General features: G+C 45.5%; 15 protein-coding genes. 12 read left to right on the top strand and 3 right to left on the bottom strand.

Features of this window, described 5'->3' with window-relative positions:
• Position 1 precedes the first annotated feature (1 nt).
• The 3 genes from argF (at position 2) to ACKA06_RS01990 (ending at position 3303) form a co-directional block, all read left to right on the top strand.
• The gene (argF, locus tag ACKA06_RS02000) at positions 2-958 is read left to right on the top strand and encodes an ornithine carbamoyltransferase (RefSeq protein ID WP_411158932.1); all 957 of its coding nucleotides are present in this window, start codon (positions 2-4) and stop codon (positions 956-958) included.
• 101 nt (positions 959-1059) lie between these two features.
• Positions 1060-2304: a hypothetical protein gene (locus ACKA06_RS01995; protein WP_411158931.1), complete on the top strand. Its 1245-nt coding sequence runs from the start codon at positions 1060-1062 to the stop codon at positions 2302-2304.
• A gap of 555 nt (positions 2305-2859) precedes the next feature.
• Complete coding sequence (locus ACKA06_RS01990) at positions 2860-3303, top strand: YueI family protein (protein ID WP_411158930.1); 444 nt, start codon at positions 2860-2862, stop codon at positions 3301-3303.
• Here ACKA06_RS01990 and ACKA06_RS01985 read toward each other — a convergent pair.
• On the bottom strand, positions 3300-4358 hold the full coding sequence (locus tag ACKA06_RS01985; RefSeq protein WP_032085465.1) for an AbrB family transcriptional regulator: 1059 nt from the start codon (positions 4356-4358) through the stop codon (positions 3300-3302). The two genes, ACKA06_RS01990 and ACKA06_RS01985, sit on opposite strands and share 4 nt — an antisense overlap.
• A gap of 252 nt (positions 4359-4610) precedes the next feature.
• Between ACKA06_RS01985 and gatC the strand changes: the two genes are divergently transcribed.
• The 4 genes from gatC to ACKA06_RS01965 all read left to right on the top strand — a co-directional run bounded on the left by gatC (position 4611) and on the right by ACKA06_RS01965 (position 9758).
• The gene (gene gatC / locus ACKA06_RS01980; RefSeq protein WP_032085466.1) at positions 4611-4901 is read left to right on the top strand and encodes an Asp-tRNA(Asn)/Glu-tRNA(Gln) amidotransferase subunit GatC; all 291 of its coding nucleotides are present in this window, start codon (positions 4611-4613) and stop codon (positions 4899-4901) included.
• Positions 4902-4913: 12 nt separating this feature from the next.
• Positions 4914-6374: an Asp-tRNA(Asn)/Glu-tRNA(Gln) amidotransferase subunit GatA gene (gene gatA / locus ACKA06_RS01975; protein WP_032085467.1), complete on the top strand. Its 1461-nt coding sequence runs from the start codon at positions 4914-4916 to the stop codon at positions 6372-6374.
• 12 nt (positions 6375-6386) lie between these two features.
• Positions 6387-7817 (top strand): Asp-tRNA(Asn)/Glu-tRNA(Gln) amidotransferase subunit GatB, encoded by a 1431-nt coding sequence (gatB, locus tag ACKA06_RS01970; RefSeq protein ID WP_032085468.1) that lies wholly within the window; start codon positions 6387-6389, stop codon positions 7815-7817.
• A gap of 327 nt (positions 7818-8144) precedes the next feature.
• Positions 8145-9758, top strand: coding sequence for a M4 family metallopeptidase (locus ACKA06_RS01965; protein ID WP_411158957.1), 1614 nt, complete (start codon positions 8145-8147; stop codon positions 9756-9758).
• A gap of 366 nt (positions 9759-10124) precedes the next feature.
• On the opposite strand, the gene ACKA06_RS01960 is transcribed toward ACKA06_RS01965, so the two are convergent.
• Complete coding sequence (locus tag ACKA06_RS01960; protein ID WP_156416147.1) at positions 10125-10277, bottom strand: hypothetical protein; 153 nt, start codon at positions 10275-10277, stop codon at positions 10125-10127.
• A 101-nt stretch (positions 10278-10378) separates the two neighbouring features.
• Between ACKA06_RS01960 and ACKA06_RS01955 the strand changes: the two genes are divergently transcribed.
• The 5 genes from ACKA06_RS01955 (at position 10379) to ACKA06_RS01935 (ending at position 13582) form a co-directional block, all read left to right on the top strand.
• On the top strand, positions 10379-10807 hold the full coding sequence (locus ACKA06_RS01955; protein ID WP_032085470.1) for a DUF4257 domain-containing protein: 429 nt from the start codon (positions 10379-10381) through the stop codon (positions 10805-10807).
• Complete coding sequence (locus ACKA06_RS01950) at positions 10773-10958, top strand: hypothetical protein (RefSeq protein ID WP_032085471.1); 186 nt, start codon at positions 10773-10775, stop codon at positions 10956-10958. Before ACKA06_RS01955 ends, ACKA06_RS01950 begins: the two co-directional genes overlap by 35 nt.
• Positions 10959-11333: 375 nt before the next feature.
• Positions 11334-11900, top strand: a complete 567-nt coding sequence (locus ACKA06_RS01945) for a thioredoxin family protein (protein ID WP_411158929.1) — start codon at positions 11334-11336, stop codon at positions 11898-11900.
• A gap of 233 nt (positions 11901-12133) precedes the next feature.
• Positions 12134-12514, top strand: a complete 381-nt coding sequence (locus tag ACKA06_RS01940; RefSeq protein ID WP_032085473.1) for a helix-turn-helix domain-containing protein — start codon at positions 12134-12136, stop codon at positions 12512-12514.
• 270 nt (positions 12515-12784) lie between these two features.
• Positions 12785-13582 (top strand): arylamine N-acetyltransferase, encoded by a 798-nt coding sequence (locus ACKA06_RS01935; RefSeq protein WP_058299098.1) that lies wholly within the window; start codon positions 12785-12787, stop codon positions 13580-13582.
• Between the two features lie 70 nt (positions 13583-13652).
• Here ACKA06_RS01935 and ACKA06_RS01930 read toward each other — a convergent pair whose 3' ends face one another.
• Positions 13653-14108, bottom strand: a complete 456-nt coding sequence (locus ACKA06_RS01930) for a DUF2269 family protein (protein WP_032085475.1) — start codon at positions 14106-14108, stop codon at positions 13653-13655.
• Between the last annotated feature and the right edge of the window lie 425 nt (positions 14109-14533).

Genomic DNA, 14533 nt, shown 5'->3' with positions numbered 1-14533 from the left:
CATGATGAAATCAAATGCAGTCCTGTCACCGTTTAAGACATTATCCCTTAAAGGGAGGGACCTGTTGACGTGGCTGGACTATACAACAGAAGAGGTGCATGAACTCCTGTCACTGGCGGAGCAGCTTAAGAAGGACCCGGTTTCAAAGAAACTGGAAGGGAAAACACTCGGGATGATCTTCGAGAAATCATCGACCAGGACCCGCGTATCCTTCGAAGCCGGCATGCTGCAGCTTGGCGGTCACGCGATCTACATGAATTCACGCGACATCCAGCTGGGAAGGGGCGAATCGATTGCAGACACCGCGAAAGTGCTTTCCTCTTACGTCGATGCCATCATGATCCGCACCTTTGAACATGAAAAGGTTGCAGCACTTGCAGAGCATGCGAGTGTTCCCGTCATCAACGGCTTATGCGATACGTATCACCCCTGTCAGGCACTTGCTGACGTCCTGACCATTTACGAGTTGAAAGGGCAGCTCGCCGGACAGAAGGTAGTCTATATAGGAGACGGAAATAATGTTGCCCACTCCTTCATGATCCTGTGTACGAAGCTTGGAATGGATGTAGTGGCGGCCTGTCCCGAAGGCTACGAGCCTGCTCAGGAAGTCATCGATGCCACGGTGGAGCTTGCCGGGCACAGCGGAGGAAGCTTTACGCTCACCCATGACCCAGTGGAAGCCGCTGCCGGCGCCGATATCGTCTACACAGACGTCTGGGCCAGCATGGGACAGGAAGAGGAGACTGCAGAGCGACTTCAGATTTTCGAGCCTTACCAGGTAAATGACGAACTACTTGCCCACTCCTCCTCAGGTGTGAAATTCCTGCACTGCCTCCCTGCCCACCGCGGCGAAGAAGTGACTGGTGAAGTCATCGACGGAGCGAAGTCGGCTGTATTTCAGCAGGCAGAGAACCGTTTGCATGTGCAGAAGGCGATTTTACTGTCTGTGATTGGTTGATAAAATAAATGGATGAACCCCGTTTCATTTTAGATGCAGCGGGGTTTTTTGTTGTGGATAATTGGATTAATTACCCAAAAATACCGCCGGATTCCTGTATAATGAATATATATGAAAGCGAAGAAGGTTTGGGGGCGTTAAAGATGCTTGAACTCATGCTGCTGGTATTATCAATTGCAGTCGTAATTGTTTTATACCGTAAATCAGACGAAGAAGAACCATACCTATTAGCGAAGTTGATCGGGTACACCATCCTCGGGACGGCGATGTTTAACCTGAACGGATTCCCTATTCCTGTGGGAATTATAATCTTTATACTATTTTTCCGTAACATCCGGGTCAATGTGTGGAGCAAGAATCGTGCAGCTTTTACCGGATTTACAGTCTTCCTTTTGTCAGTGATCCTGTCGTTTGCAGTTCAGGAATGGTATGAATGGCCAAGAAAGGTGACCCTTCAGGAGACGAATTTTTATGAGGGAAGCCTGTTGGAAGAATGGACCAATATTAAGAAGGAACTGGACGTGGAGAATGATTATGGCGTGAAGCTGACTAGATTTAGTGTGGTCATTGATAAAGAAGGAGAATACGAAAGTCTTGATATATCAATTGTCGATGAGGATTACCCCGAGACCGTTTTTTACCGGATAAGACTTTCCGAAGACGGGGATTCAGTAAACGTAAAAAGGACCAAGTCGGATGCCGAAGAATGGGGCCCGACTCCTTATACTGAGGCCGACTTTGTCTTCTCGCAACTGGACCTCATCACCAAACCGATGCTGAACGATGAAAGTATGAACTACTACGAACTGAATTCCGATGGCCAGCGGATGGGCTATGCCGTTAAAGGTGTAGAGAACTACCGAATCGACACCGCAGGTAAAAAAGAACTCAAAGACAGCGAACTTCCCGTCGACGGCATTGCAGTCGATGTATGCAGTACAGAAGGCGGGATCGACGAACACGGCATGATCTTCGAATGCGGCAAGGTGGAACACTATCTATTTGATGTGCTGAAAAACAAGCCTGAATTGAATACCGGAAGCGTTCTGGAAACAGCAGAAAACATATCCCCGCAGGTCGCCGGGTGGTTGACCGAACACTTAGGAGACAATATCGGAAGCGAAAGAAATGGAGAATTCATCTTAAAGATAGACGGCAAGGAAAAGAGGGTAACTGAACAAGAGTATATGAAGGCATTGAAACAAACCCCTTTTGTCGAAGTCATAGAAGAAGGTCAAGACAAATGGAAAGTAAAAGTCGAAAACCCCTATGGAAATGCACCTCACACAATGAAATTCGAATTAACCAGAGAAGGGCCGGAAGTTTTTAACCTTCATTTCAAATAAAAACTCATTTGTTATACCTGTAGGAAAGTTCTAACCGGGGAATTTTTTTATGCATTGATAAGGTTTATAACGGTGGTTAGCCGGTTCCAGCGATTGATTGGAGTGCAGGACAAAGAGTCCTATCAGAAAAGCGGAAGGGCTTTGTTTAGAGGCGGGTGGCATAAGACGAATCGATCTGGATCTTAGCTTCTGTTCCATCAAAGAAAATGGAGGGTCAAGACGAACTAAAATTAGTTACCTCCCTTTATTCAGGATGGAGTTGTGTAAACTTATCTATATAAAAAACGGTTCCAGCGATTGATTGGAGTGCAAAACGTAGACTCCTGCGGGAAAAGCGTGTTAGGTGAGACCCAGAAGGCGAAGCCGAGGAGGCTCACCAACCGCCCGCGGAAAGCGGAGTTTTGCACGGAAATCAATAGCGGCATTAGAGGCACCATAACCCTTACCCCTTGTCTGAAAGTGTTTGCATAAGAGAAAATGGGAGAGAATAAGCAAATGAACAGCTTCAGTCATATAGTGTAATGAAAATCACCAATATCCGCGGAGGTGCCGGAAGTGAGTAAGCCAACAATCGATGACTATCTTGAAAACGGGATGTACGGGCAAAAACAGACGAAGCCTGACGAAAGGCGGAAATTCCTCGGAAGCTTGCGGGAACGGATCGTCATTGCCCTGACACAAAGCCAGGTAAGGGAAAAGAAAGTCTATCAGGAAGTCGCAGAATGCCTGAAGGAACACCGGGGGGCAAAACTCCTGCTGAATGGAAACATGAACTATAACTACCTTACAAAATATATAAAACTCGCCAATCAGTATGGTGTGAAATTTTCAATGGTCACGAACAAGGACTCCCAAACCGATATCGGTCTGCTGCTTGCCTATGATCACGCCATCAACAAGGAAGAGATTTATGTGACAAAGCAGGCAGACAAACCTGCTGTGACCACCAAGCAAAAAAAGAAAAGCGTGTTCTCCAAAATAAAGAACAAGCTTTTCTAATGCTGCTTTGCCTCAAACAACTGTGACTTGAACAGCCATTTGAGGAAGAACGGGATGATGAATAAGATAAAAAGGATCCGGAACAGGTGGTAGCCGGTGATGATTGAAAGATCTGCATTCACCGACTGGCCGACGATCGCCATTTCAGCCATGCCGCCCGGTGCCAGGCTGATGAAGGCTGTCAGGAACGAAATATCATGCCATTTGCTTAGAATAAAGCTCAAGCCGACACAGCTCACCAAGAGGCAAAGGGAAGTGATGACGGACAACGGAACGAATTTCGATAATCCTTCAGCCGACGAAAAATCGAGCATGAAGCTGAAATAAATCCCGAGGCATAACTGAGCCAGGATGATGAGCACCCCAGGCATGGCCGGAACATCAAGGCCTGCAATCACCAACCCGCCGACTGCCATGATCGGTCCGAGCATGGAAGCGGTAGGGAGGTGTATTTTTTTTGCAGCAAATGCCGATAAGACGGCAATCCCCAAGAATAGGATAAAACCCCAGTCAAAAGATGACATAGTGCCAGGACCCGAACTGGCAGAAGCCGGCGCATGACCTGCGAGAAGGGGACTGAATACCAAAAACGGCACGACAAATATGACGGACAGCAGCCGGACGACCTGCAGGATGGTCACGACGGTGAGGTCGATATTCTTTAATTCTTCACCAAGCACCACCATTTGGGACAGCCCTCCCGGAATGCTGCCGGTAATGGTCGATGGCAGGTTGATTCCGGTTATTTTGGTTGTGAAATAGGCAAGGATCATTGAAATCAGGATGACAGCCAGAGTCATAGTGAGCATGGAAGGCAGCTGTGTTCCGATTTCAATCAGTGTTTTCATGCTGAAAGACTGGCCGATCGCATAGCCGACAATCACCAGGCCGAAATCCCTTAACACTGGCGGCCACTTTAGAGTGATAGGTGTCCATTTTTGAAAAGCAAAGACGGCCACCATCGAACCGAGCATCCAGGACAATGGGACGTGGAGCAGGGTGAAGAGACCGCCGCCTGCGAGTCCGATCAGGAACGTTGTGAGAATCGCACGCATATGGAAAATCCTTTCTTTTATTATCTAATTTAAAGGTATAGAAAAGAGGGGGAGGTGGCAACTTCTTTGTTTCGTAACCCGAAAAATAAAAAATCGTATGGCGTGACAAGGACTCACCTTCCATCAGACTGGCATACGGATTTGACCATTTGGAAGTCATTTCATACAGACCTGGCCTATTGCTTTAACACCGCGATTTTTGGTATTATCAATAGTATTGCAAGTGTTCGAAACTTTATGGAGGTGAAGAGGATGTCTAGAATTTCAGAAGATCAGGTGAAGCACGTTGCACACCTTGCACGACTAGCCATCACGGAAGACGAAGCAAAGAAGTTTACCAATCAATTAGATGCGATCATCGGGTTTGCCGAGCAGCTCAATGAATTAGATACAGAGAATGTCGAAGCGACAAGCCATGTGCTTGATATGAAGAATGTTATGCGTAAAGATGAGCCGACAGAAGGGCTTCCGCGTGAAGAAGTGTTAAAGAACGCACCGGATAAGAAGGATGGACAAGTACGCGTGCCATCGATTTTGGACTAAGGAGGGAAACTCATGTCATTATTTGATCATAAATTATCAGAGCTTCATGAGCTTTTACATAAAAAAGAAGTTTCTGTTACAGACCTGGTCGACGAATCATACAAACGTATCGATGCCGTCGAAGATAAAGTGAAAGCATTCCTAACACTGGACGAAGAGAATGCCCGTGCGAAAGCGAAGGAAATGGATGCAAAGCTCGGGACGGATGAATCGAAAGGCCTTCTATTCGGGATGCCGATCGGGATCAAGGATAATATCGTCACAAAAGGCCTTCGTACGACGTGTGCAAGTAAGATCCTTGAGAACTTCAATCCAATCTATGATGCGACGGTCATTAATAAATTACATAATGCCGATACAATCACAATCGGGAAACTGAATATGGATGAGTTCGCCATGGGTTCATCCACTGAGAACTCAGGTTTTCAAAAGACAAGCAACCCTTGGAACCTTGAAACGGTTCCCGGCGGATCTTCAGGCGGTTCAGCAGCTGCGGTTGCAGCCGGGGAAGTTCCATTCTCACTGGGTTCAGATACAGGCGGATCAATTCGTCAGCCTGCATCTTTCACAGGTACTGTCGGTTTAAAACCAACTTACGGACGTGTATCCCGTTTCGGTCTTGTCGCATTCGCGTCTTCTCTTGACCAAATCGGACCGATCACACGGAATGTTGAAGACAATGCATACTTGTTACAAGCCATTGCTGGTCTTGATCCTAACGATTCCACTTCAGCGAACGTTGAAGTACCTAACTATGCAGAAGCATTGACAGGCGATATCAAAGGTCTGAAAATCGCGGTGCCGAAAGAGTATCTTGGTGAGGGTGTCGGGGAAGAAGCACGCCAATCCGTTCTTGCTTCACTTAAGGTGCTGGAAAGCCTTGGAGCGACTTGGGAAGAGGTTTCACTCCCTCACTCCAAATATGGTGTAGCGACATACTACTTGCTCGCTTCATCGGAAGCGTCTGCAAACCTTGCCCGTTTTGACGGTGTCCGCTACGGCTACCGCACGCCGAACGCAGACAACCTTCTTGATCTTTACAAGAAGACGCGCGCCGAAGGATTCGGGGACGAGGTAAAACGCCGTATCATGCTCGGTACGTTCGCCCTCAGCTCGGGATACTATGATGCTTATTATAAAAAAGCGCAGCAGGCACGTACGCTGATCAAGAAAGACTTTGAAGACGTATTTGAAAAATATGATGTCATTGTCGGCCCGACAACGCCGACTCCTGCATTCAAAATCGGTGAAAAGATCGATGATCCGCTTACCATGTACGCGAATGATATCCTGACGATCCCTGTCAACCTTGCAGGTGTGCCGGGAATTTCCGTTCCGAACGGTTTCTCTTCAAACGGACTTCCGCTTGGACTGCAAATCATCGGGAAGCACTTTGATGAAAGTACAATTTACCGCGTAGCTCATGCATTCGAACAGGCTACAGATTTCCATACAAAAAAACCACAACTGTAAGGGGTGAAATCAATGAACTTTGAACCAGTAATCGGACTAGAAGTCCACGTAGAATTAAAGACCGACAGTAAAATGTTCTCACCGGCGCCGAACCACTTCGGGGCAGAGCCTAACACGAACACGAACGTCATCGACCTTGGATACCCGGGGGTACTTCCGGTGGTGAACAAGCGTGCCATTGAGTTCGGAATGAAAGCGGCAATGGCCTTGAACTGCGAAATCGCACAGGATACCAAGTTTGACCGTAAAAACTATTTCTATCCGGATAACCCAAAGGCATATCAGATTTCTCAATTCGACAAGCCGATTGGTGAAAACGGCTGGATTGAAATCGAAGTCAACGGTGAGAAAAAACGCATCGGGATCACCCGTCTTCACCTGGAGGAGGATGCAGGTAAGCTGACTCACTCCGGCGACGGATATTCCCTTGTCGACTACAACCGCCAGGGTACGCCTCTCATCGAGATTGTATCAGAGCCGGATATCCGTACCCCGGAAGAGGCGTATGCGTATCTTGAAAAGCTGAAATCCATCATTCAATATACAGGTGTTTCAGACTGTAAGATGGAAGAAGGTTCCCTGCGCTGTGACGCGAACATTTCCCTCCGCCCGATCGGACAGGAGAAGTTCGGTACGAAAGCGGAGCTTAAGAACCTGAACTCCTTCAACTTTGTTAAAAAAGGACTGGAATACGAAATCGTCCGTCAGGAAAAAGTCCTCCTATCAGGCGGCCTGATCCAGCAGGAAACACTTCGTTTCGACGAATCAACGGGTAAAACGATCCTCATGCGTGTAAAAGAAGGATCGGATGATTACCGTTACTTCCCTGAACCGGATTTGTTGAACCTCCACATCGACCAGGAATGGATGGACCGTATCCGCGCCGAAATCCCTGAACTTCCTGATGCTCGTAAACAGCGCTATGTGGAAGAATTGGGACTGCCTGCATACGATGCGATGGTACTGACACTGACTAAAGAAATGTCTGATTTCTTTGAAGAAACGGTGGGTGAAGGTGCAGAAGCGAAGCAGGCTTCCAACTGGCTGATGGGAGAAGTATCAGCCTATATGAATGCCCAACAAAAAGAACTTCACGAGCTGAAGTTGACTCCTTCAGGTCTTGCCGGCATGATTCAGCTGATTGAAAAAGGAACGATTTCTTCCAAAATCGCGAAGAAAGTCTTCAAGGAGCTTGTAGAAAACGGAGGAGACCCTGAACAGATCGTGAAAGATAAAGGCCTTGTTCAAATCTCTGACGAAGGGGCCCTTCTAAAAATCGTCACCGAGACACTGGATAACAATCCACAGTCGATCGAAGACTTCAAAAACGGTAAAGACCGTGCAATTGGATTCCTTGTCGGACAAATCATGAAAGCAACAAAAGGCCAGGCAAACCCGCCGATGGTTAATAAATTGCTTCAGCAGGAAATCCAAAAACGATAAATCCAATCATTTGAAGGCCCGTCCCTCACCGCTTTAAAGCGGAAGAGGGACGGGCCTTTTTATGTGGGATTTGATGGAAATCAGAAAAGAATGTACTTGTAGCAGGTTTTTTTGTTCAAGTTTTCCTGAAATGAACGATTTTTTAGCTTTTTTTGTAGGTATTGAGATATAGGTTTGAGAAAGTTATTTTTTGGGTATTTAGGCTCATTCGTTTGGTGTCAGTCTTGTACTATAGTTTTATCTACAGTTTGAAAAGTTAGAAAATTCTAAAAAGAGGTGTTGTAATTGAAGAAAAAAGTCGTAGCGTTAGGGTTAACTGCAGGTCTGATGATGAGTCCCGTATTATCCGCGGATGCATTGGGTGCACCCGATCTGAGCCAGAAAGTGAACTTCAATGAGAAGATTGGAGCCCCGCAATTCATTTCAGGGAAGCTGACCCAGCCTTTTTCCAATGCTCCTGAAAAAATCGTGATGGATTATTTCAATCAAAAACAGGATGTATTTAAGTTCAAGGGCGATGCAAGCCTTTCTTTTAAAGTAGTAGAAAAGAAAAAAGATAAACTCGGATATACATATCTCCGCGTTCAGCAAATGTACAAAGGGACACCGGTATATGGAGCCGTTTTGACTGCGCATGTCAATAAAGATGGCGTATTGACGGCAGTATCCGGGGCACCGGTTCCGAATCTTGCAGACAAGCAGTCTCTTAAAGCTTCTAAGAGCCTGTCGAAAAATGATGCCCTCGCTGCAGGGGAAAAGGATTTAGTGGCTGAAATCGGCAGTGAGCCGGCTTATGAATATGTCCCTAAAGCAAAAACAGTGATTTATGTAAAAGGCGGGGAGGCACATCAAGCTTATCTCGTAAACTACAATTTCTTAGATCCGAAGCCGGGTAACTGGAACTATTTCATCGATGCGGCAAGCGGGGAAATTTTGGATAAAGTGAATGAGATCCATGAAGCCGGCGGAAAGCCTGGTGGTAATGGTATTACAGGAACTGACGCGGTAGGTACTGGTACAGGAGTACTTGGCGATTCGAAGTCTCTGAATACAACTTTTTCTTCCTCCACTTATTATTTGCAGGATAATACAAGGGGCGGCGGTGTATTCACGTATGATGCGAAAAACCGTCAAAGACTGCCTGGGTCTCTCTGGGCGGATGCGGACAATAAATTCAATGCTTCATACGACGGTGCTGCGGTCGATGCCCATTATTATGCAGGAGAAACATACGATTATTACAAAGACGTCCACAATCGCAACAGCTATGACGGCAACGGGGCAGCTCTGAAATCAACGGTCCACTATTCACGAAGCTATAACAACGCATTCTGGAACGGCCAGCAAATGGTTTACGGTGATGGGGATGGATCTACATTCGTTCCACTATCAGGAGGACTTGACGTCGTGGCACATGAACTGACCCACGCCGTGACGGATACAACGGCTGACCTTATCTATCAAAACGAGTCAGGTGCCATCAATGAATCCATGTCCGACGTATTCGGAACACTGCTTGAATACCACACAGGGAACAACCCGGACTGGGAGATCGGGGAAGACATCTATACGCCGGGAGTGAGCGGGGACGCACTTCGCTCCATGTCAGATCCGACGAAATATAATGACCCTGACCATTACTCAGTCAGATACACAGGTACCGGCGACAACGGCGGTGTCCATATCAACAGCGGAATCGGGAATAAAGCGGCTTATCTGTTGAGCCAGGGCGGTACACATTATGGAGTGAACGTAGCGGGTATCGGGACGGATAAAGTAGGCGATATCTACTACCGTGCACTTACGCAGTATCTGACTCCATCTTCAAACTTCAGCCAGCTTCGTTCAGCTGTGGTACAGTCCGCTTCTGACCTTTATGGTTCAGGAAGCTCCGAAGTGGCAAGTGTCAATGCTGCATTTGACGCTGTGGGGGTAAACTAAGTTAAGGTAGATGAAAAAGGGAGGGCTTAGGCTCTCCCTTTTTTATGTATAGTGAGGTTGAAAGATGAGGGTTCTGTTCAAAAGAGAAGTTTTTTTTATGATGGAGGTGGACAATTCCTGGACCGAATCCAGTCCGCCGAAGTTGACTCAACAGAAAATCAATCACCAAAATCCAATCCGTCAGTCAATCCGCGCCGGCTCTCGGTACAGGATACTAACTGTCCACCCCGTCCACATCAAAAAACCAAGTATCTCATACTTGGCATACAAAACCCCATTCCCATGAAAGGACAAAATTAAATTGAAGCCTCTATATATTCCTATTTGTAAGAAATCAGGCCGTCAAAATCGTTTACCGGAAAAAATCTATGCCTGCTTTCTGCCTTTTTCCAGGATCTTTTTTGCCATGCGGTAATACATATCTGCTTCCGCTTTGGATTCGGCGCTTTTTAACTGCATCATATAGTTCTGAAATCGAAGTTTGTCGACAGACGAGACTTTCATCACAATTTTCCTCATTTTTGCTCTCCTTTGGTGGACAAATATGTGTCCAATTATCTATTCTGAATATTCTGTAAATAATATATAATAATAGTAAATGATTCCAGAGGGTGGATAGAATGTCCTTAATTGAAGTGATCTTGTTGCCAATGTTGATGGGCGGTATCGGGGGCTTAGGACATATTCTGATTTTCAAAAATGGTCATTTCACCTTTCCACGGAAATTTATCGACGACAAGGGTGAGAAGCATTATCTTTTTGGCTCAACGAAGGATATTATCATAGGTGTTCTGGCAGGTTACCTTTCAGTACTTCCAGTCATCGATACAATCCCGATGTGGTATGCAATCTATATCAGCTTATTATCCGGAATCGGGGGAAGTTCCGTCATTACCAGGAAAATGGAGCAAAGTTTGGCTACGACGAAAGAATCCTATATCCAAGAGCTATCACAATATCAGCTCGAATTGACCTCTAAGGGAGGATCTTCAAATCACAATGAGGTGAAACCTGTTGGCAAAGTGGAAGAAAAGAAGAATCAAGGTTGAACTGCCGCCTGAAGATTATGAGAAAGCGAATCTTTACATGAAAAGACTGAAGGAGGCAGACAGTGTGATCGAGCTGAACTACTACTATAAAAAAGTCGCACAGATAATAGAGAATTCCAGACATTTTGAAGATGGTTCAATTGAAAAGTAATCCTATAATCATATACATTAACCAAATTGAAGAGGATTAAACTGACTATTGAGTCAGCTTTTTTTGTGAGAATCCATTTTTCGTTTTTCTGTATATACCCAAATTTCAATGAGGACTGAATAAAAAATCACCCTATTCCCCGCTGGATCTCCTTTTGAATAGCCCGATGGCTATTCATTTTTTTCTATAGCTGACAACCTCAGATGAAATTGCTTTCTTTTATTATATTCCTGCAGGCATAATCGCACAATTGAAATTTATGAATCAGCCAGAATAGATATTACTTGTGGATTCAGGTAAAGATGAATAAGATATAAAGAGAAAATGAGAAAGAATAGTGATGTTTATAGCTATGCACGATTAGGAGGAGTTCATATGACCTTGCAAGATTGGTTCAATAAAGGAATGTCATCAAGTGAATATTTAGAATATATGAAAACCCACAGAGAAAATACATTGTCTATCTTAAATAAATTTACCATCCCCGAAGAGGATAAAGACGTCTTGAAGTCGCTTGCCGATCATTCTTTACGTGTCATCGCGCTGACTGAAGACTGGTGCGGGGATGCGATGCTGAATATCCCGATCCTCTTGAAACTGGCAGAGGAGGCGGATATGGAGGTGAAAATGATCCTCCGGGACGAGAACCTGGAGCTCATGGATCAATATCTCACCAACGGCACATCAAGGGCGATCCCGATTTTTATCTTCATTGACGGGGAGGGTGAAGAAAAGACCGTTTGGGGACCGCGGGCGCCGATGGTGAAAAAAATCGTCGATGATGAAAGGGCGAAACTGCCTCCGAAGGATCATGAAGAGTTCCCTGAAAAGCAAAAAGAAATGATTGCACGACTGACAACGCAATATACAAGCGATAAAAACATCTGGAACGAAGTATACGAAAGCCTTAAAACAACCCTGGTCCAGAAAATATTGATGTAATCCGCATCACAGCAGCCGAGGAGACTTTTTTCTCCCGGCTTTTTCTATACTGCCGATTGGATGACTTCACCCTTTGATGAAAAAACAGGAAGAATTATGCAGTTTTTTGTGTAAGGGAGGCATTGCCACATTTATGGGTGTGGTAAAAAGTGCCCTCGTGATTGGAACTTTTTGCCGGTTCACGAATGACGTAATTCACGGTACTATGGTATAGGATGAGGAGTTGAAGCATCATGATTCACCAAAAAACAAATACAATTGTCATTGAGACATTGGATAGATTTCCCCATAAAATTCACATTAAATTGGGAGAGATCCTTCGTGAACGAGGATTGACACAAGGTGACCTGCACCGTTTGACCGGTTTGCGTGTAGCGACCATCAATGAATTAGTGAATTTCAAGAAAAAATCACTGACGGTTGCCCATCTTGTTTCAATCATGATCGCTCTTAGAATCACGGATATCCGTGATCTTATCGAAATAGAATTCGATGAAGAGGTACAAGCCTACTTCAACGAAGAGAACGAGCGAATGAAGAACGGGTTCACTCCAGACCTTACAAAAACAGCAGAAACAAACGTAAAGCGTATCGCAGCTGGAGTCAAAAACTAAATCACCCGTATGTATCGAGGCCATCTTTGATCGGCCTTTTTTTTCTTGCATTTGATGGCCTGGTCCTTCAATGTGATAGAGCACAATCCCTTTTTCTGGGAGAGATGTGAAGATGACATGAAAACGTAACGTGATTTGGAAGGGATTTGTTCTATGATAGGAGAAGAAGTAGTAAAGACGATTTTGGGCCGACAGGGCGTAAATTGGTTGAATTTGACCTTTTAGGGAATTAACATTATATACATAGCATGGTTTAGAAAGAGTGATAGGATGAACGCTGTAGAAAAATACGTGAATTACCTGAACATGGAGATCGAGGAGCCGACGATTAATTATCTGCAACGACTGATCCAGCAGCATCTTATTCGGATTCCATATGAAACCTTCAGTAAATTTTATTATTTTTCAAAAGGGGGCACGTATGTCCCGTCGCTTGAAGATTTTACGGAACATTTGTATTCAAAGGGCTGGGGAGGCACCTGCTTCACCCTGAATATCAATTTTGGTAGGCTTCTGAAAGAATTGGGCTTTGACTGCCGGTTTGTGAGGGTGAAACCCGGACACCTCGGCCTGATGATCACCATCGACGGTAAAAAGCTGTACGTTGACGTCGGGTATGGCTCGCCCATCATGAAGCCGGTTGAACTTGAAGCAAGGCATCGCCACCTCCTGCACGGGTTCGGGGAAGAAATCATTTTCACCCACAGAGATCAATTCGTGTTTGAAGTGGACCGCCGTTCAAACGGAAAATCCTTCGTGAAAAAGATGATTGAATGGATCCCGCTTGAGGAAGATGATCTCATAAAGGATATTGAAGCATCCTATCAGGACACAGACGACAATATCACGATGAGGCGCATCACCGCCGTCCGGTTTCAGGGGAATCAATGCTATTTTCTCCGCAACCAGACCCTGAAGGTCATGACGTACCGCAATATCCGGGAATATCAGATGAGAGACCTCGACAAATGGAGGGAAATGATCCAGGAGGTTTATCAATTCGATGACAACTCCCTTCAGGATTCCCTGCAGTTCCTGGAACACCGTAATATCAAACTGTTTTCTTAAGCCGCCCTGCGATGATTCGTCCAGGACGGCTTTTTTGTATCTATATACTGATTCCAAAGGACTACTATAATCACGGTTTCATAATCATAAAAATAAAGAGAAGCACTCCCAGGGCCGACGCAAGATAGAACCATCGATCTATGGTTATCAGTGCATTCTGAATCTCTTCTGGCGGAGCTCCTGTGAGATCGAGGTTTTCAGGGCGTCCGAGCCATTCATTCACTTTTCTAGTTGGAGGAGTGATCAACACGATCACGATGAGTTGAATGAGGACATAGAGAATCAAAGAGCCAAGAAGCCACAGTTGTGTGAACGGACCGTAATTCCCCAGGAAGAAAAGAGCAATTCCCGTCAAAACAGCAATACTTCCGCCTATTTTTGGGAAGAATTCTAAAGACCTGCTGTATTTCATGGCGATGCGCAATTCATCCACATCTTTACCCGGCCTCGTCAACAGGTGGGCAAAAAACGTCGGACCCACCCCGATCACAGCAGAAAGCACATGAACCAATATCAATACCTTCATAACGAACCTCCATCACTGCGTAATGTATAATCTCTTAATCGTACGATGGGTGGAGTGGTTTTATGAAAGTCTTTTTTAGGATGCTTGTCTGCAGCATACTTTTATGCGGAAGATAAAGAAAGTTAGTTTAAATCGGAGCTTGTTTAAAATAGAATTTTACTCCTTAGTCCAATCCCGCTGTTGGTTGGAGTGGAAGACGAAGACTCCTGCGGGAAGAGTAGGTAATTAGAAAAGCGGAAGGGCTTTGAACAGAGGCGTGTGGCATAAGACGAATCGGCCACGAAGGTGTACTTTGCCTTCTTGGCCGGTTTGGCTTATGACATGTGCCTCTAAGCCCTGCAGCTGGACAGGTGAGACCCCGCAGGAACGCAGTGACGAGGAGGCTCACGGGCTACCCGTGGAAAGCGAAGTCTTCCACGTAAACC

The sequence above is a fragment of the Rossellomorea oryzaecorticis genome (assembly GCF_045897515.1).
Lineage (GTDB): Bacteria > Bacillota > Bacilli > Bacillales > Bacillaceae_B > Rossellomorea > Rossellomorea enclensis.
This window is presented reverse-complemented; position numbering and strand designations above follow the sequence as displayed.